This is a genomic window from Marinobacter lipolyticus SM19 (assembly GCF_000397065.2).
Lineage (GTDB): Bacteria > Pseudomonadota > Gammaproteobacteria > Pseudomonadales > Oleiphilaceae > Marinobacter > Marinobacter lipolyticus.
The window spans coordinates 601,165-624,017 of the sequence record NZ_KE007317.1 but is presented as its reverse complement, the minus strand read 5'-3'; the positions used below and the strand labels follow the sequence as shown (position 1 = coordinate 624,017).

General features: G+C 55.5%; 23 protein-coding genes. 9 read left to right on the top strand and 14 right to left on the bottom strand.

Annotated elements, in window-relative coordinates; translation table 11 throughout:
* Nucleotides 1-59: 59 nt before the first annotated feature.
* From ccoP to ccoN, 4 genes are read right to left on the bottom strand one after another with little or no spacing between them, the layout of a single operon-like run.
* Nucleotides 60-950: a cytochrome-c oxidase, cbb3-type subunit III gene (gene ccoP, locus MARLIPOL_RS09225; protein WP_012137789.1), complete on the bottom strand. Its 891-nt coding sequence runs from the start codon at nt 948-950 to the stop codon at nt 60-62.
* Entirely contained in the window at nt 947-1,132 is a 186-nt protein-coding gene (locus MARLIPOL_RS09220) for a CcoQ/FixQ family Cbb3-type cytochrome c oxidase assembly chaperone (protein ID WP_012137788.1), read from the bottom strand. The genes ccoP and MARLIPOL_RS09220 overlap by 4 nt, the downstream gene beginning before the upstream one ends.
* Before the next feature lie 5 nt (nt 1,133-1,137).
* Nucleotides 1,138-1,746 carry a cytochrome-c oxidase, cbb3-type subunit II gene (ccoO, locus tag MARLIPOL_RS09215; protein WP_012137787.1) on the bottom strand — a complete coding sequence of 203 codons (609 nt, stop codon included), beginning with the start codon at nt 1,744-1,746 and terminating at the stop codon, nt 1,138-1,140.
* Between the two features lie 15 nt (nt 1,747-1,761).
* Nucleotides 1,762-3,192 (bottom strand): cytochrome-c oxidase, cbb3-type subunit I, encoded by a 1,431-nt coding sequence (ccoN, locus tag MARLIPOL_RS09210; RefSeq protein WP_012137786.1) that lies wholly within the window; start codon nt 3,190-3,192, stop codon nt 1,762-1,764.
* A 231-nt stretch (nt 3,193-3,423) separates the two neighbouring features.
* Here ccoN and MARLIPOL_RS09205 point away from each other — a divergent pair, with 231 nt between their 5' ends.
* Nucleotides 3,424-4,071: an alpha/beta family hydrolase gene (locus tag MARLIPOL_RS09205; protein WP_012137785.1), complete on the top strand. Its 648-nt coding sequence runs from the start codon at nt 3,424-3,426 to the stop codon at nt 4,069-4,071.
* A gap of 4 nt (nt 4,072-4,075) precedes the next feature.
* Here the strand turns inward: MARLIPOL_RS09205 and MARLIPOL_RS09200 are convergent, their stop codons facing one another.
* On the bottom strand, nt 4,076-5,917 hold the full coding sequence (locus MARLIPOL_RS09200; RefSeq protein WP_012137784.1) for a sensor domain-containing diguanylate cyclase: 1,842 nt from the start codon (nt 5,915-5,917) through the stop codon (nt 4,076-4,078).
* A 116-nt stretch (nt 5,918-6,033) separates the two neighbouring features.
* Between MARLIPOL_RS09200 and rlmM the strand changes: the two genes are divergently transcribed.
* A complete protein-coding gene (gene rlmM / locus MARLIPOL_RS09195) occupies nt 6,034-7,110 on the top strand; it encodes a 23S rRNA (cytidine(2498)-2'-O)-methyltransferase RlmM (protein WP_012137783.1) in 1,077 nt (358 codons plus the stop codon).
* 14 nt (nt 7,111-7,124) lie between these two features.
* Here rlmM and MARLIPOL_RS09190 read toward each other — a convergent pair whose 3' ends face one another.
* Nucleotides 7,125-7,409 carry an antibiotic biosynthesis monooxygenase family protein gene (locus tag MARLIPOL_RS09190; protein ID WP_012137782.1) on the bottom strand — a complete coding sequence of 95 codons (285 nt, stop codon included), beginning with the start codon at nt 7,407-7,409 and terminating at the stop codon, nt 7,125-7,127.
* 89 nt (nt 7,410-7,498) lie between these two features.
* On the opposite strand from MARLIPOL_RS09190, the gene tusA reads away from it, so the two are divergent.
* Nucleotides 7,499-7,738, top strand: coding sequence for a sulfurtransferase TusA (tusA, locus tag MARLIPOL_RS09185; protein WP_036191006.1), 240 nt, complete (start codon nt 7,499-7,501; stop codon nt 7,736-7,738).
* On the opposite strand, the gene dsbD is transcribed toward tusA, so the two are convergent.
* A complete protein-coding gene (gene dsbD, locus MARLIPOL_RS09180) occupies nt 7,719-9,587 on the bottom strand; it encodes a protein-disulfide reductase DsbD (RefSeq protein WP_036191154.1) in 1,869 nt (622 codons plus the stop codon). The two genes, tusA and dsbD, sit on opposite strands and share 20 nt — an antisense overlap.
* 191 nt (nt 9,588-9,778) lie before the next feature.
* Between dsbD and MARLIPOL_RS09175 the strand changes: the two genes are divergently transcribed.
* The 3 genes from MARLIPOL_RS09175 to pdxB are packed head-to-tail and all read left to right on the top strand — an operon-like array spanning nt 9,779 to nt 12,834.
* Nucleotides 9,779-10,357: an elongation factor P hydroxylase gene (locus MARLIPOL_RS09175; protein WP_012137779.1), complete on the top strand. Its 579-nt coding sequence runs from the start codon at nt 9,779-9,781 to the stop codon at nt 10,355-10,357.
* 6 nt (nt 10,358-10,363) lie between these two features.
* The gene (locus tag MARLIPOL_RS09170; RefSeq protein ID WP_012137778.1) at nt 10,364-11,659 is read left to right on the top strand and encodes a DEAD/DEAH box helicase; all 1,296 of its coding nucleotides are present in this window, start codon (nt 10,364-10,366) and stop codon (nt 11,657-11,659) included.
* A gap of 20 nt (nt 11,660-11,679) precedes the next feature.
* Nucleotides 11,680-12,834: a 4-phosphoerythronate dehydrogenase PdxB gene (gene pdxB, locus MARLIPOL_RS09165; RefSeq protein ID WP_012137777.1), complete on the top strand. Its 1,155-nt coding sequence runs from the start codon at nt 11,680-11,682 to the stop codon at nt 12,832-12,834.
* On the opposite strand, the gene htpX is transcribed toward pdxB, so the two are convergent.
* From htpX to MARLIPOL_RS09150, 3 genes are all read right to left on the bottom strand, one after another.
* Nucleotides 12,835-13,716: a protease HtpX gene (gene htpX, locus MARLIPOL_RS09160; RefSeq protein ID WP_012137776.1), complete on the bottom strand. Its 882-nt coding sequence runs from the start codon at nt 13,714-13,716 to the stop codon at nt 12,835-12,837.
* A 97-nt stretch (nt 13,717-13,813) separates the two neighbouring features.
* Nucleotides 13,814-14,296 carry a hypothetical protein gene (locus MARLIPOL_RS09155; RefSeq protein ID WP_012137775.1) on the bottom strand — a complete coding sequence of 161 codons (483 nt, stop codon included), beginning with the start codon at nt 14,294-14,296 and terminating at the stop codon, nt 13,814-13,816.
* 12 nt (nt 14,297-14,308) lie between these two features.
* Complete coding sequence (locus MARLIPOL_RS09150) at nt 14,309-15,523, bottom strand: pyridoxal phosphate-dependent aminotransferase (RefSeq protein ID WP_012137774.1); 1,215 nt, start codon at nt 15,521-15,523, stop codon at nt 14,309-14,311.
* A gap of 235 nt (nt 15,524-15,758) precedes the next feature.
* Between MARLIPOL_RS09150 and MARLIPOL_RS09145 the strand changes: the two genes are divergently transcribed.
* Together MARLIPOL_RS09145 and MARLIPOL_RS18315 are read left to right on the top strand one after the other, a co-directional pair.
* The gene (locus MARLIPOL_RS09145) at nt 15,759-16,241 is read left to right on the top strand and encodes a glutathione peroxidase (RefSeq protein WP_012137773.1); all 483 of its coding nucleotides are present in this window, start codon (nt 15,759-15,761) and stop codon (nt 16,239-16,241) included.
* A 3-nt stretch (nt 16,242-16,244) separates the two neighbouring features.
* A complete protein-coding gene (locus MARLIPOL_RS18315) occupies nt 16,245-16,715 on the top strand; it encodes a MarR family winged helix-turn-helix transcriptional regulator (protein ID WP_012137772.1) in 471 nt (156 codons plus the stop codon).
* On the opposite strand, the gene MARLIPOL_RS09140 is transcribed toward MARLIPOL_RS18315, so the two are convergent.
* Both MARLIPOL_RS09140 and MARLIPOL_RS09135 read right to left on the bottom strand, forming a co-directional pair.
* Entirely contained in the window at nt 16,663-18,663 is a 2,001-nt protein-coding gene (locus MARLIPOL_RS09140; protein WP_012137771.1) for an ATP-binding protein, read from the bottom strand. The genes MARLIPOL_RS18315 and MARLIPOL_RS09140 overlap by 53 nt on opposite strands.
* Nucleotides 18,664-18,719: 56 nt before the next feature.
* Nucleotides 18,720-19,496: a hypothetical protein gene (locus MARLIPOL_RS09135; RefSeq protein ID WP_012137770.1), complete on the bottom strand. Its 777-nt coding sequence runs from the start codon at nt 19,494-19,496 to the stop codon at nt 18,720-18,722.
* A 232-nt stretch (nt 19,497-19,728) separates the two neighbouring features.
* On the opposite strand from MARLIPOL_RS09135, the gene MARLIPOL_RS09130 reads away from it, so the two are divergent.
* Nucleotides 19,729-20,739 (top strand): LysR family transcriptional regulator, encoded by a 1,011-nt coding sequence (locus tag MARLIPOL_RS09130; protein WP_012137769.1) that lies wholly within the window; start codon nt 19,729-19,731, stop codon nt 20,737-20,739.
* Here the strand turns inward: MARLIPOL_RS09130 and MARLIPOL_RS09125 are convergent.
* Together MARLIPOL_RS09125 and MARLIPOL_RS09120 are read right to left on the bottom strand one after the other, a co-directional pair.
* Nucleotides 20,728-21,690, bottom strand: a complete 963-nt coding sequence (locus MARLIPOL_RS09125; protein WP_012137768.1) for a GNAT family N-acetyltransferase — start codon at nt 21,688-21,690, stop codon at nt 20,728-20,730. The two genes, MARLIPOL_RS09130 and MARLIPOL_RS09125, sit on opposite strands and share 12 nt — an antisense overlap.
* Complete coding sequence (locus MARLIPOL_RS09120) at nt 21,687-22,838, bottom strand: cupin domain-containing protein (protein WP_012137767.1); 1,152 nt, start codon at nt 22,836-22,838, stop codon at nt 21,687-21,689. Before MARLIPOL_RS09120 ends, MARLIPOL_RS09125 begins: the two co-directional genes overlap by 4 nt.
* Between the last annotated feature and the right edge of the window lie 15 nt (nt 22,839-22,853).

Here is a 22,853-nt window from a genome sequence, read left to right as displayed (position 1 = left end):
CAAGGGCAGACACAGGGTTGAGCAGACCTGGCCGGGCCCCGAAAGTCCCGGCCAGGTGATCAGTTGGACAGGCTATAGACGTACGCAGCCAGAATCTGAATCTGATCTTCGGAGAGACGCTCGCCCTGCGCAGGCATCTGGTTCTGTCGACCATTCATCACGGTCTCCTTGATCCACCCGTAAGTAGATCCGTAAAGCCAGGTGTCGTCTGTCAGGTTCGGTGCACCCATAGCCTGGTTCCCCTTGCCATCACTACCATGGCAGGCGGAACATGCCTGGGCAAAGACTGCCTCGCCAGCTTTTGCTGCCTCTGGATCCTTCGCGCGATCACTGAAGGACAGGACGTAGTTAACGACCTGGTCAACCTGATCGGACGTCATGTTTGGCATCATACCTTTGGCGGGCATGTTGCCGTTACGTCCCTGACGCAGGGTTGTCAGAATATTCTCAGGCTCGCCGCCGTAGAGCCAGTCGTCATCAGTCAGGTTAGGAAAGCCGAGGGATCCGCGGCCAGCCGACCCGTGACACACTGAACAATTGTTGGCGAACAGGCGCTGGCCCATTTTCATGGCGTCTTCATTTTCGGCCAGCTCCACCACCGGAGTATCGCCGAATTCGGCATAAAGCTCACCATATCGGGCTTCGGCCTGCTGAACCTCCGCTTCCCACTGGTTATATGAGGTCCATCCCAAAAGGCCTTTAAAGTTCCCCAGGCCTGGATAAAGCGCCAGATAGCCCAGAGAGAATACACATGTTGCGATAAAGAGATAGAACCACCACTTGGGCAGTGGGTTGTCCAACTCTTCAATGCCATCAAAGGAATGGCCTGTGGTCCGGTCTGTTTCGGTGTCCGTGGTCTGACTTTTGCGGGTTGCCAAGAGCAGCCACCAGCACCCGAAAATAGTACCGAGCACGATCACGCTGACCCAGATGCTCCAGAAGGTACTCATTGCTTTTTCTCCGTTTTTTCCTGTTCAAGAGTACGCTTGTCCACGTCGTCATCGTCGAAGGGCAGGTGTGCCGCTTCATCGTTTGCCTTCTTGCGATGGGCGCTGTAGGCCCACCAGACGATTCCCAGGAATACAGCCATGACAAAAAGGGTGTGAATACCGCGTAACTCGTTCAAATCCATCGGGATCACCGTTTCTCAGAAATCACTGTGCCCAGCTGTTGCAGGTAGGCTACCAGCGCTTCAATTTCGAATTTGCCTTCCACTTCGGCGGCTGCTTCGGCAATCTGCTCATCGCTGTATGGCACGCCCAGTGTCTGCAGTGTTGTCATCTTTGCTGCTGTGTCGGCATGGTTCACACGGTTTTCAAACAGCCACGGAAAAGCCGGCATGTTGGACTCGGGAACAACGCTGCGGGGATCGTACAGATGCTGGCGCTGCCAGGCATCGGAGTATCGACCGCCCACCCGGGCCAGATCCGGCCCGGTACGCTTGGAGCCCCACAAGAACGGACGGTCGTAAACGAACTCGCCCGCCACGGAGTAGTGGCCATAACGCTCAGTCTCTGCCCGGAAGGGGCGAATCTGCTGAGTGTGGCACACGTGGCAACCCTCGCGGATGTAGATATCGCGTCCTTCCAGCTCAAGCGCGGACAGGGGCTCAAGACCCTCGACCGGTTCATTGGTGTCCTTGCTGAAAAACAGTGGCACCACTTCGGCCAGGAAACCACCACTGATGGTGAGGATGATCAGTACGATCATCAGACCAAGGTTTTTTTCTACAATTTCGTGTTTCATCTTGATTGTCTCCCGTTACGCCGGCTGAGCTGCCGCGTTGTCCTGTGCGACGGCATCTTTCTGGCGAACGGTCATGTAGGTGTTGTAAGCCATGACCAGCATGCCGGAGAGGAAAATTGCACCGCCGATAAAGCGGACAAAGTAGCCGGGATAGGAAGCCTCAAGCGCTTCAACAAAGCTGTAAGTCAATGTGCCGTCCTGGTTTACGGCGCGCCACATCAGGCCTTGCATAATACCGTTTACCCACATCGCAACGATGTAGAGAACGGTGCCGACGGTTGCCAGCCAGAAATGCACGTTGATCAGGCTGGTGCTGTACATGGCAGGCACGCCCCAAAGTTTGGGAATCAGGTGGTAGATAGCACCAATACTGATCATGGCAACCCAGCCCAGTGCGCCAGAGTGCACGTGGCCGATGGTCCAGTCAGTGTTATGAGAGAGCGCGTTGACGGTCTTGATGGCCATCATCGGGCCCTCGAAGGTGGACATACCGTAAAACGACAGAGAAACCACCAGGAAGCGCAAAATCGGGTCGGTACGCAGTTTGTGCCACGCGCCGGACAGAGTCATCATACCGTTGATCATACCGCCCCAGGAAGGCGCCAGCAGGATCAGGGACATCACCATGCCCGCAGTCTGCGCCCAGTCAGGCAGCGCACTGTAGTGCAGGTGGTGGCCGCCGGCCCAAACGTAAGTGGCAATCAGCGCCCAGAAATGGACGATGGACAGGCGATAGGAGTAAACCGGACGGTTGGCCTGCTTGGGGACGAAGTAGTACATCATGCCCAGGAAGCCAGCTGTCAGGAAGAAACCCACGGCGTTGTGACCGTACCACCACTGCATCATGGCGTCGGTTACACCGGCGTAGGCGGAGTAGGATTTGAAAGCCGTCGCTGGCAGCGCAAGGTTATTGCCGATATGCAGAACGGCCACGGTCAGGATAAAGCCACCGTAGAACCAGTTGGCCACATAGATGTGCGGCGTGCTGCGCTTGGTAACCGTACCGAAGAATACCAGAGCATAGGTTACCCAGACCAGGGCGATGGCAATATCGATTGGCCACTCAAGCTCAGCGTATTCCTTGGTGGAAGTCAAACCCATTGGCAGGGTGATAATGGCGGCAACCATAATGGCCTGCCAGCCCCAGAAGGTGAACGCTGCCAGGCTATCCGAGATCAGTCGTGCCTGGCAGGTGCGCTGCACAACGTAATAGGAAGTGGCAAAGAGGGCTGAGCCACCAAACCCGAAGATAACCAGGTTTGTGTGGAGGGGCCTGAGACGACCAAAGTGGGTCCAGGAAAAGTCGAGGTTCATTGATGGCCAGACAAGTTGGGATGCGATCAGCACACCCATGCCCATGCCAACAATGCCCCAGACCAACGTCATGATGGCAAATTGTCTTACCACCTTGTAGTTGTATGTCAGGTTAGCATTTACTGTGCTCATAGCCTTACCAATGGGTTTAGAGTGGGAAAATATGCGGGCGCAAGTATGGAGAAACCATTAGCGCTTTGCAATGACTCAGATCAAGTCCTGATATCCGTCAATTGCGCCAGAATCAGCAACCTGCAAGGGCTCCTGAGTTTTTTTTGGCTTGCAGGGAGCTTAGCAGTAAAGTCGTGCTTTTGTTGTTTACCGCCCCTAATAATAAGGGGGAATGCACGCAAGGTGAATTGGATGGAAGTTTATACTACCAAAGGCGGCAATACCGACAGCGGGCCGATTCTCGTTCTTGCCCACGGCGCCGGAGCGCCTGCGGACTCTCCCTTTATGATCAGGCTTGCTGAGTCACTGGCAGCTCAGGGAGTGACCACCGTGAGGTTCGAGTTTCCCTATATGGCACGGCGGCGCAAGGATGGCAAAAAGCGTCCGCCTGATCGTCAGCCGAAGTTGTTGGAGCACTACGAACAGGTCATTGCTGAGGTAATGGCCGGGTCGCTATCCGGCCGCCCGCTGTTCATTGGCGGGAAGTCCATGGGAGGCCGGATGGCTAGCCTGTTGGCTGCCGACCCTCGGCTCGAAGGCCGCTTCAACGGCGTCGTGTGTTTCGGCTACCCTTTTCATCCGCCGGGCAAAATGGATCGTTGGCGAATCGATCACTTCCCGGCGGTCTGTTGTCCGGTGCTGGTTGTTCAGGGCACTCGTGATCCGTTTGGCAAGCCGGATGAAGTCAGTGAACGGGTGGCCTCATTCAAGAGGTTGCAACTGAGCTGGCTTGAGGGCGGAAATCATGATTTCCTGCCACTGGCAAAGCAACCGGAAAGCCAGGAGGAGCTTATCCAGCAGGCGGCCGAATCGGCGGCTTCCTTTATGGGGATGCACTAAAGTCCTACTGAGCGATTTCCGCGTCGATTATGGCGATCTGATTCCTGCCGGACGCTTTTGCCTGGTAGAGCGCGTCATCGGCGCGCTGGAAAAGCGTTTGCTCATGGTCATCGGCGGCAAATACAGCGATTCCGGCACTCAGGGTGAGGGTGACGTCGGTGCCGTCATTGGTCCTGATTGATGTGTGTTGCATGTCATCCAGAATGTGCTGGCATACAAGGTGCGCACCATCGCGGCTCGTTCCTGGCAAGAGCAGTGCGAACTCTTCGCCTCCGAAACGTATGGCGATATCTCTCGGACGTTTGACGTGACGCCACAGAACGTCGGCTATGCGCTGCAGGCAGAGATCGCCAAAGCCGTGTCCCCAGGTGTCGTTGATGTTCTTGAAATGATCGGCGTCAACCAATGCGAGGGTCAGGGGCTGGCCGGTGCGTCGGGATTCCGCGCACAGTTCGGGCAGTACGTTGTCGAGGTGTCGTCGATTATAAAGTCCAGTCAATGCATCGTTGAGGCTCATGGTCGCCAGTTTCCGGTTGGCCTTTTCCAGTTCCTCCATGGTGTTTCTCAGTTGTGCAGTCCTTTCATGAACCTTCAGTTCCAGCTCCGAACGGGCATTGTGCTCCACGTGCAGGAGTTTCTGGTTGAGCAGCCGCCAACGCTGCACCATCGCATAGTTAAGAAGGATAACCTGGGCCCCGATGGCAATAAGCATGAAAAACTCGCGGGCCAGAAAATCCGTGAGGTAACCAAATGCGGCCAGAGAGTAAATCAGAGTGCCGACCAGCATCACCGACCAGGCCAGCACATACCAGAGTGCTGGGGCATAGCCCTGACGCCATCTGAGTATGCCAATGAGGAACAGACTGGAAATGACGGTCAACGCCAACAGCGTATTGAGCAGGATTGATTTGTTGTAGGGCAGCAGGAATGTCATTGCCAGAAGACCGGCTGACGCCCAGCCCAGGGCTGTTAATGTGGTCGCTGACAGGGTTCCGGGCGAGACCTCCAGAAAAGAACGGCCGAACAGAGTCATTGACAGGGCGCAAAGGGCAATGAGTAACGGGATTGAGGTGTTGGCATATCCGATACTGTCGGGCCAGAAGTACTGGTTGGCAAAACCGCCCATCGCGAACAGGAATATGCCCATGCTGGCCATGTAAAACGCGTTGTGAAAGTAATAAGCGGTACCCGAACTGATAAACAGGAGAAGATTGAACACGGCAAAGACCAACAAGGCACCGTAAAACAGGCCGTGGGTCAGGGTGAGGTGATTGCTTTCAGCGATAAGGGCGCCAGGAGTCTCCAGCGACAGTGGCACATTGAGGGCCCCGCTGCTCCGGATTCTGAGGGTGATCTCCTGTTCATCCCCGGGACCCAGGGTGACGGGGAGCAGAAAATACCGGTAATCTATGCCCCGCGAGAGGAATGGGTGCTGGTCTCCGGTGACCAACGTGGAGGAAGTCGACGTGCCGTCTTGCCAGAATGTGACATCATCCAGCAGGGGATAGTTGAGTTTCAGATACCAGAATCCCCTTTTTTCGCTGGAATTGGTCAAGTGCAAGTGGACCCAGTACACGGAATCGGTGTGACTGAAAACCAGGTCATGGCCTCCGGCCTCTTGCCAATCGAGAGTGGCAGGTAACTCGGCCGGTTTTTTTGCCCGATGAGCCGGGTCTTCGGGAGCGGCCACATGGAAGCAGACGTGATCCATCAAAGTCGCTCGTTGGTAACTCATGCTGGCATCAAGGGTCGGGCAGGGGCTTGCCGGGTGGGCACCCAGTGCCGGCGAAGCACCAACCAGTGCCAGAGCCGTCAGCGCTATAAATATACGCAGGTAAAGCTGCATCAGTGGGTTCCTGCCGGGAAGTAGCCTGCAAGTTTAGCGGTAGCCCGTGCTCTTCACTGTTAAACAGTTTCAAATTCTTGAGGATTTCCCTGGCGGAAATCGCTAAAAGGTACTTCATGGAACACATGATCTTGTTTTGCCGTCCCGGTTTTGAATCAGAAGCGGGACAGGAAATAACCGATGCGGCTGCCGCCAGGGGTGTCTTCGGCTATTTTGAACCTCGTGGCAAACACGGATACCTGTTTTTCTTCCTGACGGGTCCAGAAAGGAGTGAGGAATTGCTTCGCCGCCTGGATCTGGATGACCTGGTGTTTGTCAGGGACTGGTTTGTCGTGCTTGCCAGGCTAGCCTTGCCGTCTGCAGATCGGGTTGGAGCTGTGATTCAGGGGCTGCAGGCGTTGCCCACCGGTTTTGCAAATTGCGCGCGGGTTGAAGTTCGGGTACCCGAAGACAACGCCGACCGCGATCTGGGAAATTTTGCCAGGAAATGGGTTGCCCCTTTATCGCGAGGGTTGCGTGGCGCCGGCTTGTTGAAGCCGGACCCTGGAGATAACGCGCCGGCAAGGCTGGAAATTCTCCTGCCGGATTTCGAGAGTGCCTTGATCGGGATCAGTTCAGCCGGGAACCGCGCCCGTTACGTTGGTGGGATTCCCAGGCTGCGTTTGCCGGCCTCGGCGCCGAGCCGGTCAGCGCTGAAACTTGAGGAAGCCTGGAAAGTTTTCCTACCGCCAGAGCAGGCTCTGGATTATCTCGGGGGCGGTAAGCAGGCTGTGGATCTGGGGGCTGCGCCGGGTGGCTGGACCTGGCAGTTGGTGCGTCAGGGCATGATGGTGGTGGCAGTGGATAATGGCCCAATGAACGCAGAATTGATGGCGTCGGGGCAGGTTGAGCATGTTGAAGCGGATGGCTACTTCTGGAAACCGCGTCGTGGTGTTGACTGGATGGTCTGTGACATTGTTGACCATCCTCGCCGCACGTCACAGATGGCTGTGGACTGGCTGAAGAATGGCCTGTGCCGTTACAGCATTTTTAACCTGAAGCTGCCAATGAAGAAACGGTATGAAGAATGGTTGATATGCCGGGAAATCATCGAAAGCGGGTTGGCGGAGGCGGAGATGACGTTTCGTCTCAGGGCGCGCCATCTCTACCACGATCGTGAAGAAATCACCTGCTTCATTGAGCGGTTGATGTAGTTGCTTGCAGTTGGTCAGCTCTGGAAGAGCACGGTGATAGTTTCGTCCTGGTCCATCATGGGGACCAGTTCGGCCATCAATTCTTTTCGTTCTTCGGAGCGATACCAATGGTCCCAGTCCATTTCCGAACGCCAGTTGGACAGCGTCAGGCGATGGTTGGGATCGCGCGCATCCACCAGGGTTTCACCGGATATGAATCCGGGGGCACTGACAGCTTGTTGCAGCACCTTGCGGGCCCGTACCTCATAGGCGGACTCAAGTGTCTCGGCGATATGACGTTCAATCAACACTCGGATCATAACTTACCTCGTAACATTTTGACTGTTATAAACAATAATTTAGCATGTAATCTCAGAAACACATGAAATTAACCAACGGAGAAGCGGCATTGGACGAGATAGCGTTTGACGGAGAGCTGGACGCTCGGGGGCTGCACTGTCCGGAGCCGGTGATGCTGCTGCATAACCGGATTACCGAGGTGCCAGTGGGCGGTATCCTGAAAGTGGTGGCTACCGACCCCTCAACGACCCGGGACATTCCACGCTTCTGTCAGTTTCTGGAGCACCAACTGGTTCACAGTGAGGAGTCCGGGGAAGAATTTCTATTTTTTATACGTCGAGGGAGTTGAGGTGGGTCAGAAACTGGTCCCTGTCCATTTCGCCCAGCACCCTCGCGCCTGATAGCTCACGCCCATTGCTGTCATAGAACAGGATGGCGGGTGGTCCAAACAAACCCAGTTCCTCCAGCAAAGCCTGTTGGGCTGGCGTGTTGTCAGTCATGTCGATCTGCAGCAGGTGATGTGATTTCAGGGCCTCCACCACGGTTGGGTCGGAAAACACGTTACGTTCCATAACCTTGCATGAGATGCACCAGTCGGCATAGAAGTCCAGCATGGCGGGTTTTCCCTGTTGGCGGGCCTTCGTCAGCAGTTCTCGTATTTCTTTCGGTGTTTCCACCCGGGTGAAACCTGCATGCACCTGAAAAGGCTGTTTTCCAGGCGTTGTGGTTGCTGTGGTGTAGGGTGCCAGTGGATTCAGGGGGTCCTGAGCGCCGCCGACGGCGCCAGCCAATAACGCCAGAGCATAGGCGAACATGACCAGCCCCAGGCCCTTGCGGGTCCTTTCCCAGCCGGCCCTGGCGGCGTCAAATGCACCGAGCTGAACGCCACTAATGGCAACGAGCAGGCCCCACAAGGTAAGTGCTACCCACGCCGGCACCAATCGCTCGATCAACCAAATGGCGACAGCCAGTAGCATCACCCCGTAAAAGGCTTTCACCATGTTCATCCAGGAGCCAGTGGATGGCAGCAGCTTGCGGCCGCCTACGGCGACCAGAATCAGGGGAATGCCCATGCCCAGGCCCAGTGAGAATAAGGCAATGCCGCCAATAAAGGCATCCTGGGTGGTGCTGATGTACAACAGGCTCCCCGCCAGAGGGGCGGATACGCAGGGAGAGACAATCAGCGCTGAAATCGCACCAATACCGAAAATGCTGAAAACCCGGGTACCGGTCAGTTGATGACTGGCGTTGTTCAATGGTTCCCGGATGAACCGGGGCAGCTGGATCTCAAACAGATTGAACATCGATAGTGCAAACACTACGAACAGCGTTGCGAACACGCCGAGCACCCAGGGGGACTGCAGATGAGTCTGAATGTTGAAACTGGCGCCAAGTAAGCCGGTGATAACTCCTGCAGCGGCGTAAGTCAGCGCCATGCCCAACACATAGCTGGAGGACAGCATAAGGGCATGAGCCGTTGTCTGGGTATTACGGCTCGACACCAGTGATGAAATGATGGGGACCATTGGTAGCACGCAGGGGGTGAATGTCAGGCCCAGGCCCAGCACCAGGAAAACGGTGGCAATGACGAGGGTCGATTGCTCCGAGAGAAAGCCTGCCAGCCCTGTCGCTGAATCGGTATTGACGCCAACAGTGGTGCTGGAGCCGCCGGTACCGTCCGCTGTGGTGGTGGAGGCAGCTGCACCTGCTTCGTTGGTGGAATCGTCAGCACCTCTGCCAGCGTAATAAAGGACATCCCGGGTCTGAGGCGGGTAACACAGTCCAGCCTCGGCGCACCCCTGATAGGTCACCTGTAGTTCGGCTTCCTGCACACCGTCGGGTAGGGATACAGGAACCCGCGCATCCACCGGTTTGTAGAACACGGTCACCTCGCCGAAATACTCATCTTCGGTCGTGGTGCCCTGGAGCGAGAATCGAGGTTCGCCAACGGTAACCCCGTCAGTCACTGATTCAACCGAGACCCTGCTCTTGTAAAGGTAGTGTCCGGGCGCCACATCCCAGGTCAGCACCACCCCGTTGTTTTCGGTGATGTAGTTAAACGGGAGCGCCTCATCAACAGGCAGGAAGTCGCCATTGTTTCCAAATAGTGAATTACCCGAGTTTCCAAGCCCCCAGGATGCTGAGGAAAGTAGTATAAGAAACAGGGTTATAGCACTTCGCCCGGGCAGTGAGTCCATGGTAAGGCGTTGTAAAAATGGAGCAGGCTCAGTCATAGGGGGTGTCAGTTCCTGGATGGGCGTGTTCTTGAATGTCGCTGGCGGAGGATTATACCCCCTTGAGCAGCGGAACATCGGTTGCAATAGACAAACATAGCACCCTAAAGTTCCCACTGGCATTGCGGGGTTTAAAGTCGCACAATAGCGACCCAATGAATCACAATCCAGACGATCTTATCATGCTGTTCAATGACCTGTTCCGGGAAAGCTACCGGACGGTCCTGATCAGGGGCAATGATGAGCCCGAATACCTGCCTGCTGCTGAGACAGGTAGCGTTGCACAGATTATTTTTGCCCACGGCTATTATGCAAGCGCCCTGCATGAAATTAGTCACTGGTGCATTGCCGGGGCACATCGCAGGACCCTGAGGGACTATGGATACTGGTACTGTCCTGACGGCCGTTCCGCGAGCCAGCAGCAGGCATTTGAGCAGGTAGAGGTTAAGCCTCAGGCCCTTGAATGGCTTTTTTCCGTGGCTGCGGGCACCCGCTTTCATATCAGTGTGGACAACCTCTCCGGAGACGGAGCAGCCGATGAAGACGGCTTTCGCCGAAAGGTAAGGGCGCAGGCCAATCGTTACCTGGAGTGTGGGATGCCGGCACGTGCCCGGGCATTCTTTGATACGCTCAGGTCATTTTACGGAGTCGGGGAAACGTTTGAACGAGCCTGGCATGAAGAGTCCCGGCGCATACTCCCCACGGATTCCAAAACAGACACAGAGGTAGACTGAATACATATGACATCTGACTCAAGCGAAACCGGCAAGACGCTGTTCAAGGACCTCAACCTCGATCAGCGCCTGCTGGACGCCATCACCGATATTGGTTTCGAGCACTGCACGCCGATCCAGGCAGAGACCCTGCCATTCACCCTGGTTTGTCAGGACCTGATAGGTCAGGCACAGACCGGTACCGGTAAAACTGCGGCTTTCCTGATCACGGCTATCCAGAGCCTGCTGGAAACTCCGATTCCTGAAAAAGACCGTTTTGCGTCCGAACCCCGCGTACTGGCGTTGGCGCCGACCCGGGAATTGGCCATGCAGATTGCCAAGGATGCCGAACAGCTCTGCGGTTACACCGGCCATAACGTAGTGACCGTTGTCGGTGGTATGAACTATGACAAGCAGCGGGATCAATTGCAGAACGAGATTGTTGATATTCTGGTTGCGACCCCCGGGCGATTAATTGATTTCCTCGGTTCTCAGGATGTGTTCCTGGATCAGCTTGATATCCTGATTCTGGATGAAGCGGATCGTATGCTGGACATGGGCTTTATCCCCGACGTCAAGCGTATCATTCGCAAGTGTACCCCGAAGGAAGACCGGCAAACCCTGCTGTTCAGTGCCACATTTAACCAGGACGTACTGAATCTGGCTTCCATGTGGACCCGAAATGCCGAGTTTGTGGAAATCGAACCGGAGCAGAAAACCGCGGAGCGGGTCGAGCAAACGGTTTATCTCGTGGGAGAGGACGAAAAGCTGCCGGTGCTGGTGAATTATCTGAAGCGACCGGATGTTGAAAAGGCCATTGTCTTTGCCAATCGGCGGGACCAATGCCGGGATCTGGACGAGGATCTTCGCAATCAGGGCGTCAAAGTTGCTCTGATGTCGGGGGAAATCGCGCAGAATAAACGCCTGAAGACCCTTGATCAGTTCAAGAAGGGCTCCATTCAGGTCCTGGTGGCAACGGACGTTGCCGGTCGGGGAATTCACGTTAACGGTGTCACCCACGTTTTCAACTACAATCTTCCCGAGAATGCCGAAGATTATGTGCACCGTATCGGCCGTACCGGTCGTGCCGGTAAAACCGGCGTTTCGGTGAGCTTTGCCAGTGAAGACGATGCCTTCTCACTGCCGGCAATTGAAACCTATATCAGCCAGAAGCTCAAAACCACCGTACCGGATGAAGAGTTGATGGCTCCCATGTCCAATGCGCCAATCACCAGAAAGCGTGGTGGACGCCGGCCCCAGGGAAGTCGGGGGCAGGGTGGTCGCAGTCAGGGTGGACGTCCCCAGCGACAGCGCAGGAACTAACGAGGCCGGAAGATCTGACCATGTTAATCGTAGCGGATGAAAACATTCCCCTGGTGGAGTCGTTTTTCGGGGATATTGGCAATATTCGCCGGGTGTCGGGGCGCAGTATGTCGCCCGAGGACGTCAACGACGCCGATATTCTGCTGGTGCGCTCGGTCACCAGGGTCAATGAGGCGCTACTGAAAGACAGTCGGGTTCGCTATGTTGGCACGTCAACCATCGGCACCGATCACGTCGACCTGACCTGGCTGGAATCCCGGGGGATTGCATTTTCCGCGGCTCCTGGTTGCAACGCCAACAGCGTGGCAGAGTATGTCCTGTCTGTGCTGTCACTGTACGCGGAAAAGCAGGGCGTGGATGATTGGGAAAACCTGAGCGTTGGCATCGTAGGTGCCGGCAATGTGGGCAGTGAGTTGGCGCGCAAGCTGGATAAGCTGGATTTCACCATTCGGGTGTGTGATCCGCCGCGCGCGGAGCAGGAGGAAAACGCGGAGGAGGTTTTCTGCAGTCTGGATGAGGCATTGGAGTGTGACGTTATTACGCTGCACACGCCGCTTACCAAAGAGTCTCCGCATGCAACATTCCACATGATTGACAAGGCGAGGCTCGATCGGCTGACCGCCGGTCAACTACTGATTAATACCAGCCGCGGGGAGGTTATTGACTCGGTAGCGCTGCAAGAACGCCTGGATGGCCCGAATGCGCCGACTGTGGTGCTGGATGTATGGGAGCAGGAGCCACGGATTAGCCCGAAGCTGGTTGATCAAGTCTGGCTGGCGACCCCTCATATTGCGGGTTACAGCCTGGAAGGAAAGGTTCAGGGCACTGAGATGATTTATTTGTCTCTGTGTCGATTTCTTGGCCTGCCGGTGCGCAAAAAAGCGGGGCAGTACCTGCCGGAACCGGCGTTGAGCAAATTGTCCTTTACCAGTGCGGCGGAAGAGATGGGCGCTGGCAATATTGCCATGCGTTCCTGTTACGATCCTCGCAGGGACGATGCGCGTCTGAGACTTACCATGGAGCTGCCGGAGGAAGAGCGAGCCGGGGCTTTTGACCGGCTGCGTAAGAATTATCCGGTGCGGCGGGAGTTTTCCAGCGTGAAGATTCAGCTCAAGGGCACCAGCAAATCCCTCCAGGACACATTCCGTGCCCTGGGGTTCAAGCTCAAGATCTGATCAGAGGTTTGCCTTTTGCAGAGCTTCGATGCGGCTCTCAAGTGGCGGGTGTGTCATGAACAGGGCACTGAGGCCTGCCCGGGCACCCCGGTTGATGCCAAACGCCTGCAGTGAATCCGGCATCTGATCCGGCACTTCGCTTTCCTGTTTTAATCTTGCCAGCGCGCTGATCATGGCGCTGCGTCCGGCGAGTTGTGCGCCGGCAATGTCGGCCCGGAATTCCCTGCGACGAGAGAACCAGAACACAATAGTGCTGGCCAGAATGCCGAGAACAATTTCCGCCACGATACTGACCACGAAAAAGCCGATACCATGCCCGCTCTCATTCTTGAACACGACCCGGTCCACGAATGAGCCAATAACCCGTGATGCAAAAATGACGAAGGTGTTCACCACGCCCTGAATCAGCGCCAGGGTTACCATGTCACCATTGGCCACGTGCCCGATCTCGTGGCCCAGCACGGCGCGGATCTCATCCTTGTTGAAGCGATGAAGCAGGCCTTCACTGACCGCTACCAGCGAATCATTCTTGTTCCACCCGGTGGCAAATGCATTGGACTGGGAGGCAGGGAAAATAGCCACCTCAGGCATTCCGATACCGGCATTTTTTGCCAATTCCGCAACGGTATCCACCAACCAGCGCTCTGCCGGAGTCCTGGGCGAGTCAATGACCTTGGCCTTGGTGCTCCATTTTGCCATTGGTTTGGAAATCAACAGGGACACGATGGCACCCGCAAATCCAAATACGGCGGCAAAAGCCAGTAGCGAAGCGTATTGAAGACCGTTCTGGGCCAGGTAGCTGTCTACGCCAAGCAGGCGCAGGGTAATGCTGGCCACAATGATGACCGCCAGGTTGGTGGCGAGAAACAACAGAATGCGCATATTCGGTTCCTTGGTTGCTTCGTTATCCGCAAGCGTGACTGGTTGTTGATGATTTATATAAGGGTAGTCGCCCCTGGTTCAACGGGGTTACGCGGATTTAATGATCTGCCGGTGATTCGGAAATTCCGCCAAAGAATACACCTTGCATAACGCGGCTGATGGTCGCCGAGCTGCCTTTGCGTAACGCATTGCGAATCAGGTGGATATGGGTCGAAAGATCCTGGCGGACCGACTCTGGCAACCCTTCCATCTCCGCGGGGGGCTGGATCTGGAGGTTGTTCAGGAGCTCAGCGCTGGCGGGGGTGCTCAGACGGACAAAGGCTTTCTGGGTAAGCACGGCCTGGTCCAGGGCCTCCTGACGGATGGTATCCACATAGCGCAGCAGACCTTCTTCCTCGAGCCAGAGCAGAGCGCCAAAGCAGGCCATGTGACGCTTGCTGTGGAGCCCGAACTCGTCCGGTTCGTCCGGACCGGCAATGTCTTCCACGAAAAGATTGGTGCGCCTCGGGAAGGCGCCATAAAGTTGAACCAGAGCGATGGCGGTATCTTTGTAAAATTCCTCTATATGTATGTCAGCCATGAATCGCACCAACTATTGCTGATACGTGGAGAGGAAATGGGCCAGACGCTTCATGGAGTCTTCCAGGGTATCGACCCGTGGCAGGAACACCACCCGCAAGTGCTGTTTGTCATCAATGTTGAAGGCGGAGCCCTGCACCAGCAGGATCCTTTCCTGCAGTAGCAGGTCCAGCACCAGCTTCTCATCATTCATGATCGGGAAGCGCTTGGGGTCCAGTTTCGGGAACAGGTAGAGCGCGCCTTTCGGTTTGACGCAGCTGACGCCTGGAATGTCATTGAGCAACTGCCAGGCGGTTTCGCGCTGCTCATAAAGGCGTCCGCCCGGGGCCACCAGATCATTGATGGACTGATAGCCACCGAGAGCTGTCTGAATGGCGAGCTGGGCTGGCACGTTGGCACAGAGCCTCATGTTGGACAGCATCTCGATGCCTTCGACGAGATCCCGGGCACGATGTTTGGCGCCGCTGACGATCATCCAGCCTGAGCGGTAGCCGGCGGCCCGGTAATTTTTTGACAGGCCGTTATAGGTGAAGAAGAGGACGTCATCGGCCAGCGAAGCCGTGGACACGTGCTCCGTCCCGTCGTAAAGGATCTTGTCGTAGATCTCATCGGAAAGAATGATGAGGTTATGCTGGCGAGCCAGTTCAATGACTTGTTCCAGCAGCTCGCGGGAATACACCGCTCCCGTCGGGTTGTTGGGATTGATCAGGACGATGGCGCGGGTCCGGGTGGTGATTTTCTTCCGGATATCATCGATATCCGGGAACCAGTCCTGCTTCTCGTCACAGTGATAGTGCACGGGCTTGCCGCTGGAGAGCGTGACTGCGGCTGTCCAGAGTGGGTAATCCGGCGCGGGAATCAGCACTTCGTCACCGGTGTTCAGCATGGCCTGCATTGACATGACAATCAGTTCGCTGACGCCATTGCCCAGAAAAATGTCGTCAATATCGACTTTATCAATGCCTCGTTGCTGGCAATAGTGCATGACTGCCTTGCGGGCAGAGAACAGTCCTTTGGATTCTACGTAACCCTGGGCCAGCGGCATGTTGTAGATGACGTCCTGCTGGATCTCCTCGGGGATGTCGAGTTCAAAGGCGGCTGGATTGCCAATGTTCAGTTTCAGAACCCGATGTCCCTCTTCTTCAAGGCGACGCGCCTCGCGCAGAACCACGCCACGTATTTCATAACACACGTTATCCAGCTTGGCGGACTTATAGTAATTCTGCATAGGACCCGGGCTTCCTTAACCTTGTATCAGTGATCAGTAATTCAAAATGACAAGCCTGTATTCTAGCGGAGCATGACCGCCCGGCAACAGGCCAATTGTGATGAATTGTGGCTTAATCATGGAGATTTATGGCGACAAGTTCATCCCGTCTGTAGTTTTGGTCGGCAAACGAGACAATGCTTGCGGGATATTGTATTGTGTACAATATAATTGAGTGAAATATAAGGGGAGAGAGATGACCGACAGCATTTACGATTTCAAAGTTCAGGATATCAAGGGTAATGAGCACGACATGGCAGAGTATAAGGGCAAGGTCCTGCTTATTGTGAATACCGCCAGCAAGTGCGGGTTCACCCCCCAGTTTGAAGGCCTACAGGGCTTGCACAGTGAGCTGGGAGAAAAAGGCCTGGCGGTACTCGGCTTTCCATGTAATCAGTTCATGAATCAGGACCCGGCGGATGAAGGCACGATCAGCCAGTTCTGCAGTCTGAATTATGGCGTTGATTTCCCCATGTTCGCCAAGATCGACGTTAACGGCTCAGAGGCTCACCCGCTTTACCGTTTCCTCAAGAAGGAGGCCACCGGTGTGATGGGGTCAGAAAAGGTAAAGTGGAACTTCACCAAGTTCCTGGTTAACCGGGAGGGCAAGGTGATTCGTCGATACCCACCCACCACCAAGCCCGAAGCGATCCGTGCAGATATTGAGACGTTGCTCTGAGCGATGGACAGTACGGACGATATCCTTGACCTGGACAACCAGCTTTGTTTTGCACTGTATGCTGCGAACCGCGCGGTAACGTCTCTCTACAGGCCTCTGTTGACTGAGCTTGGATTGACCTACCCGCAATACCTGGTGATGTTGGTGTTGTGGGAGGCGGCGACTGCCAGCGAGGTTGTACGGGTGTCCGGTCTGGGGAGTCGCCTCAGGCTCGATTCGGGCACACTCACTCCGTTGTTAAAGCGCCTTGAAGAGAGGGGGCTGGTCCGCCGTCAACGAAGTGTCGAGGATGAGCGGGTAGTGACTGTTGCCGTTACGGCTGCCGGTCTTGCGATGCGGGAACAGGCGAAGTCGATTCCTAGCCGTCTTTTGTGCAGTACCGGTGTGGACAGTGAGCGTCTGATGGCACTCCGGGATGAACTCAGGTCGGTTCTTGCCCGGTTGGAGAGCCGTCAGGCGCCCAGCGCTCGATAGCGGTTCTCAGGTCGTTACGGTTATAGGGCTTGGTGATGTAGTCATTCATGCCGGAGGCCAGGCAGTTCTCCCGGTCGCCCTGCATGACATTCGCGGTGACTGCGATGATCGGTAATGTTTGCCACTTCGGATTCTCCCGAATTATCCGGGTTGCCTCGTAACCATCCATGACGGGCATCTGGCAGTCCATCAACACAATGTCATAGGGCTTTTCTTCGAGGGCTTCCAACGCCAGCTTGCCATTGTTGGCAAGGTCGACGGAGTGGCCCAGTTTTTTCAGCAGGCTGCTGGCCACCAGCTGATTAACCTGATTATCTTCCACTAAAAGAATGTCCAGGCTTTCAATCGGTGTGGTTGTGTCGACGGAGGCTGTGGGCTCTGCTGGTTGTTGAGCGCTTTGTGCGTAGACCGGCAGGGGTAGTGTGACGGTGAAGTGAGTGCCGTGGCCAATCTCCGAGTCGACCAGAATCTGGCCGTGCATCTGTTCCACCAGTTGGCGGCACAGTGCCAATCCGAGCCCGGTTCCGCCATACAGGCGCGTGGTGTCAGTATCCGCTTGCGAGAAGGGGGAAAAAATCCGGTGCAGACCTTCTTTCGACATACCGATGCCGGTGTCCATCACGTCAATCCTCAGATTGCCGCCGAAGCGAGCCGCATGGATTCGGACGCTGCCTTTCTCGGTAAACTTGATGGCATTGCTCAGTAGGTTGTTGAGCACCTGACGGGTACGGGTCGGATCACCCAGGAACATGTCCGGCAATTCCGGATCAATGTCCATGTGTAGCTCAATTTTCTTGGTGTTAGCCTGTTGGGCATGAAGGGCGGCGCATTCCTGGATCAGGTTTTTAACACTGAACGGAATATTCTCCAGGCTCAGTTTGCCGGCTTCGACCTTGGAGATGTCGAGAATGTCATTCAACAACCCAAGCAGACTCTGCCCGGCGGTGAACGCGATCTCCAGGCGATTGCGTTGCTCCGGATCCAGGTTGTCTTCGAGGGCAAGGCCCAGCATCCCCAGCACGCCATTCAGTGGTGTGCGTATCTCGTGGCTCATGCTGGCCAGAAAATTGGCTCGCGATCTCGCCCGGCGAACGGCATCTTCTTTGGCCTTGACCAGCGCCCGGTTGCCTCGCTGAAGGGCGGCGTTTTTCTGGGATATCTCCCGTGTACGGTCATCGACTTCCTGTTCCAGTTGTGTGGAATAGTTTTTCATGGAGCTTTCAGCCTGACGAAGCTGCGCCAGGGTGGTGTCAATGGTGCTCAGGTGTTGGTTGATGATGCCGACCATGGCGCCGATTTCATCTTCCTGATGATTGACCGGGATTGGCAGGCGTACCTTTTCTGGCGATTCGACCTGTACGCGACTGAGTGCATTGATAACGTTCATCATCGGGCGCGTGAGGATAAAATAGAAAATTCCCAGAAGTGCACAGGAGAGGATCAGACTCTTGAAGAAACCGCTTACCAGCGTATAGCTCGCTCTTTTGAGGAACAGTAATCCGTAATGGTAGGTGTCAATCGTGACGTTCAGCGTACCTAGCGGAAGATCTTCCAGTTGTTTGACTTTCAGCTGGTCGCTGAAGGTACGGTTTACTCCGAACAGGGCATCGCTGATCCATCGATAGGGGGACGTAGGGCTGCTTTCACTGGCAGCGGCCATGGTATGGCCATCATTGTCGACGATCCTGGCATCAATGGTGGCCGGGTGCTGGAGCAGGCCATCGAGCAGCTCTTCTGCCAGCCGGACGTCGATGTTGTAGGCGATCTGTGATGCAGGGCTGTGGCTGATTTCGATAAGAGCGCGGATTTCGTTTTCCATGGACTCGCGGGCGCTGAAAAAGTCCAGGGTCACCTGAACCATGTTCAGAACGAGACCAAGGGCCATGGCCAGCAGTACCGTGTCGCGGGTCAGGCGAAAGGAAAGGCGTTTTCGGAATAGCCTGGTCACCAGTGGTTACAATCCTAGTCAGGAGGGCTTGTCAGGACAGACCGGCAAGCATTGGGTTAATCATCATAATCCGCTTTTTTCTTCCATTCATCATCGTGGAGAAACGTGTCCCACTCTTTGTCCAGTTTCGACTGCCCTTCCTGCGAGCCAGAGCGTGTGTCGTTCTCTGGCCCCATGGCTTCCAGTTCCTTGATACGGGTGCGGAAGCTTTTTACGGCTTTCATCGCTAGCGGATTATCCCGGGATTTTCCCATTTCCGTACTGGCAAGGTGGTAGGCGTGAATAGCCTTTCGAATCTCATTCTGCCGCACATAGTCCCTTGCCTGAAACACATGGAGGTCGGCGTGGGTCTTGTGGACCAGGAAAAGCACGTATTTCAGGTTTTTCTTGGCGGTTGAGTTGTCGAGCTTTCCTGTCTTGTGCATACCTTCAATCATTTTGAAAAGGCTTTGCAGTAACTCTTTGACGTAATTAGACTTTTCCGGGGAGTCGATTTTCACTGGTGACCGGTTGTCATTGTTTTCCAGCACTGTGTTTTTCAGTTGCCGAATTTCTTCCAGCCACTGTTTAATCGGGAGGGGGGATTTCAGGGCGCTCAGTTGCTGACAGGCTTCTTCCATGTTTTTGATCAGCAGAAGTTTGAGTTCCGAGGTCAGGTATTGGCCAGGGATTTCATCGAGCAGTCGATGAGCGCGTTTGTACTGATCTTCCTGGAACGTCATCCGCCTTGCCCGTTCAATACGGGAGCGTTCGCGCATCTGGCTGCCGACGATAAGGATAATAGAGACGGTAACAATGGCGGCAAGTATCAGAACGATCGTAGTGGTGTTCATGTCAGTTGCAACGACTCCGGTTTCGGGCCAGGGGACGGCGTATTCCGGCCATAAAAATCACAATGATTCAGCAAGTACCCGAAAGACTAGCAGAAAACCTGTATTGATTCCGTTTTGAAATGTGAATGTGCGCCCTATGCTATTTATTTCGTGAATCACGTGAATAATGTACATTGTCCCTATGAATGTTTGCGGTGCCGTGCCAAGGGTGTCGCGTTATCAGGAGTGTTGAATGGATATTTCCCGGGTCGACCTGAACCTTCTTGTGTATCTCGATGTACTTCTCAGGGAGCGGAATGTGACGAAAGCCGCTAACCACCTGGGGATTACGCAGCCGGCCATGAGCAACGGCCTGCGCCGATTGCGAGACGTCTTCGGGGATCCTCTGCTGGTGCGTACCAGTGAAGGCATGACGGCTACCGAACGTGCCCGGGAGTTACAGCCTCTGGTACGCAGTATTCTCTCGGACATTGAGCAGGCTGTGCAGGAGAAGACACCGTTCTCGGCGATGGACAGTCAGCGGGTGTTCCGCATCATGGCCAGTGACTACGCGGAGTCTTGCCTGATGCCGCGGGTTTTGCGGCGCATTCGTCAAGAAGCGCCCCACGTCACCCTGGATGTGTTGACGCCCAGTGACGTCAGCTTTTTGGATGTCGAGCAGGGCCGATTGGATATGGCCATAAACCGTTTCGACAAGATCCCCCAGTCATTCCACCAGAAAACCCTCTGGATCGAATATTTTGCCTGTCTGATGAACGCCCGGAACCCAATTCTCCGGGAGCCTTTCACTCTGGATACCTATCTGGATGCCAGTCATATCTGGGTGAGCAAAACCGGCTTCGGGGTCGGTGTTGGCGTCAATCCCAAGGACGTCCAGAGGTTGGGCTGGGTGGATGAAGCCTTATCGAGGATGGGGCGTAAGCGTCAGATTTCTGTTTTTACCCGGCATTATCAGGTCGCTATGTTGTTGGCGGAGCAGCACGATCTTGTCGCTACCCTGCCGACGCGAGCGGCCTGGCTACAGAAGGATAACCCCAACCTGGTGGTCAAGGTGCCACCGTTCGAGATTCCGCCTTTTGAACTCAAGATGGCGTGGAGCCCGCTGTTACAGCACAACGCAGACCATCAATGGCTGAGAAAACTGATCGCCGAAGTGGCAGAGGAAGTGGATGCGGAATTTGCACCGTTCGGGGCGCAGTTCGAGTCTGCGGATATTCCACAGGTATACCATTCAGAGCGGTAGCTCCCTTAATTCCAGGGAGCTGCGACTGACATCCCACATACGTTGAAATGCTTCCCCGAGAAGCTTGACCCTTCCACTATCGGCGAAGTTGGCAAAGCCTTCGGGGTTGTTGAAACTGTGGCGGTATACAACCCCTTCCCGGTCGGCGAGCAGGAACGGTCGTTCTTCGACAGGATAGTCATCTTTAACCAGTCGCAGTTCTATTCGGCTTGGCAAGCGCCTCATCAATTCCACAATCTGATGCCGCCGTTTGACCAGTGGCTTGTCGTCGTGGATCAGCAGACGCACTTCACTGAGGCGGTGGTGACGGGCAAGGGCGGACAACAGTTCGCGAAATTGATGACGGTCGTAGAGATCGTGCTCCAGCAGTCGATCATACAGCCAGAGCCGCTGTTTGGCCTGACCGGTGAGGGAATCCAGCAGGCTGATCAAATGGGTATCGGACTCGAACAGCCAGCTTTCCCGGTCCTTGCCCAGAATCATTGGATATTCCCGGTGGCTCTCCGGTGTCACCAGCACCGGTGACAGACAGCGCATGTCCACGTGTGGAATGCCGGCGTCGTCATAGAAATCGGAATACACATGAAAACCAGAGCGCTGGTAAAAGGGAATGGCATGCTCCTGGGCGGACAGTTTCAGTTCCCGGAACCGGGAAGCCTCGGTGATCAGGTGTCGCAACAGTGTCTCGCCCACGCCCTTGCCACGATATTCCGGTAAAACGGCCATGCGGCCGATATGGGCCGTTTCTTCGAGAGTGGAAAAGAGCCGGGCGACGCCAGCGGGTTTGTTGTCTTCGGTTATTGCCAGGTAGTGATCTGCAATATCGTCGGTGTCATCCCACTCCAGCTCGGGAGGGACGTTCTGTTCTTCAACAAAAACGCGCTGCCGTATGTCGCGGATGGAGCCTGGCGCCAATTGCCAGCTGTATTTGCGGATTCGAATACTGGTCATTCGAAATAAACGGATCCCTGGTTGTACAAGTTACCGAGCAAACCGCAGATGGCTTCGTCATCGACCAGCGGAGTCAGTGCCTCCATGTCGATACTGGCTCCGGCGCAGAGCAGAGGAGCCAGCGGGCGGGCGTCACCTTTTAGCAGGTATTGCTCGCCGTCGACGAACAGTGCGGTCTCGTCACCAATATCATGATAGGCAAAACGGGAGCCTTCATTCCAGCGCAATTGCGCTCCCTCGAACACCAGGTCCCGGAAGACCTCTGGTGCAATGGGCTCTTCGGAAGGTACGACGATATCCATGCTCTTTGGCGCCGTTGCGTATTGACCAAACCACAGGGAAAGCTGTCGGCGGTCTGACATCTTTTCGCGAATAACGCTCTCCAGGCGATCGATAACCTCGGGGGCAATCGTGCCCGGATTGTCCTGAATTCTAAGGTCGGGATCGCTGAGGTGATCGGAGGCATCGGACTGGCTGCCGAGGAAATCCGTAAAGCCGGTCAGGATGTCATCAATGGTTGGCGCTCGGAAGCCAATGGACAGGGTGATACAGTCATCCTCGGCCACGCCGTGGTGACCAATGCCCGGTGGCAGATAGAGCATGTCGCCCGGGGCCAGAGTAACGGTTTCTTCCCCGTCCCAGCTGCTGAGGATGCGCAGCGGAGTGCCTTCAACCCGGGGAGACGTGTGATCGCAGTGACCGCCGAAGGTCCAGCGCCGATGCCCTTGGGCCTGGAGCAGGAATACATCGTATTGATCGTAGTGCGGGCCAACGCTACCACCTTTCGGCGCGTAACTGGCCATGATGTCATCCAGCCGCCAGTTAGGGACAAAGCGGAAGTGGTCCAGCAGGTCAGCAATGTCTGGCACCCAATGATCCAGTCCCTGTACCAGGAGGGTCCAGTCCTGCTCGGGCAGGGTACTGAAACGATCCGGGCTGAAGGGCCCGTTGTGCAGCTGCCAGGGGTGACCATCCTCATTCTCGATAACGATCCGGGATTCGACGCCTTCCTCACAGGCCAGGCCGGCCAACTCGTCGGCCGACACCGGGCACTGGAATCCGGGAAATGCCTGACGGATCACCAGGGGTTTCTTTTGCCAGTAATCCCTGAGAAAGTCTGTCGCTGAGATGCCGCCAAGCATGTCCATAGTTCGGTATCCTGC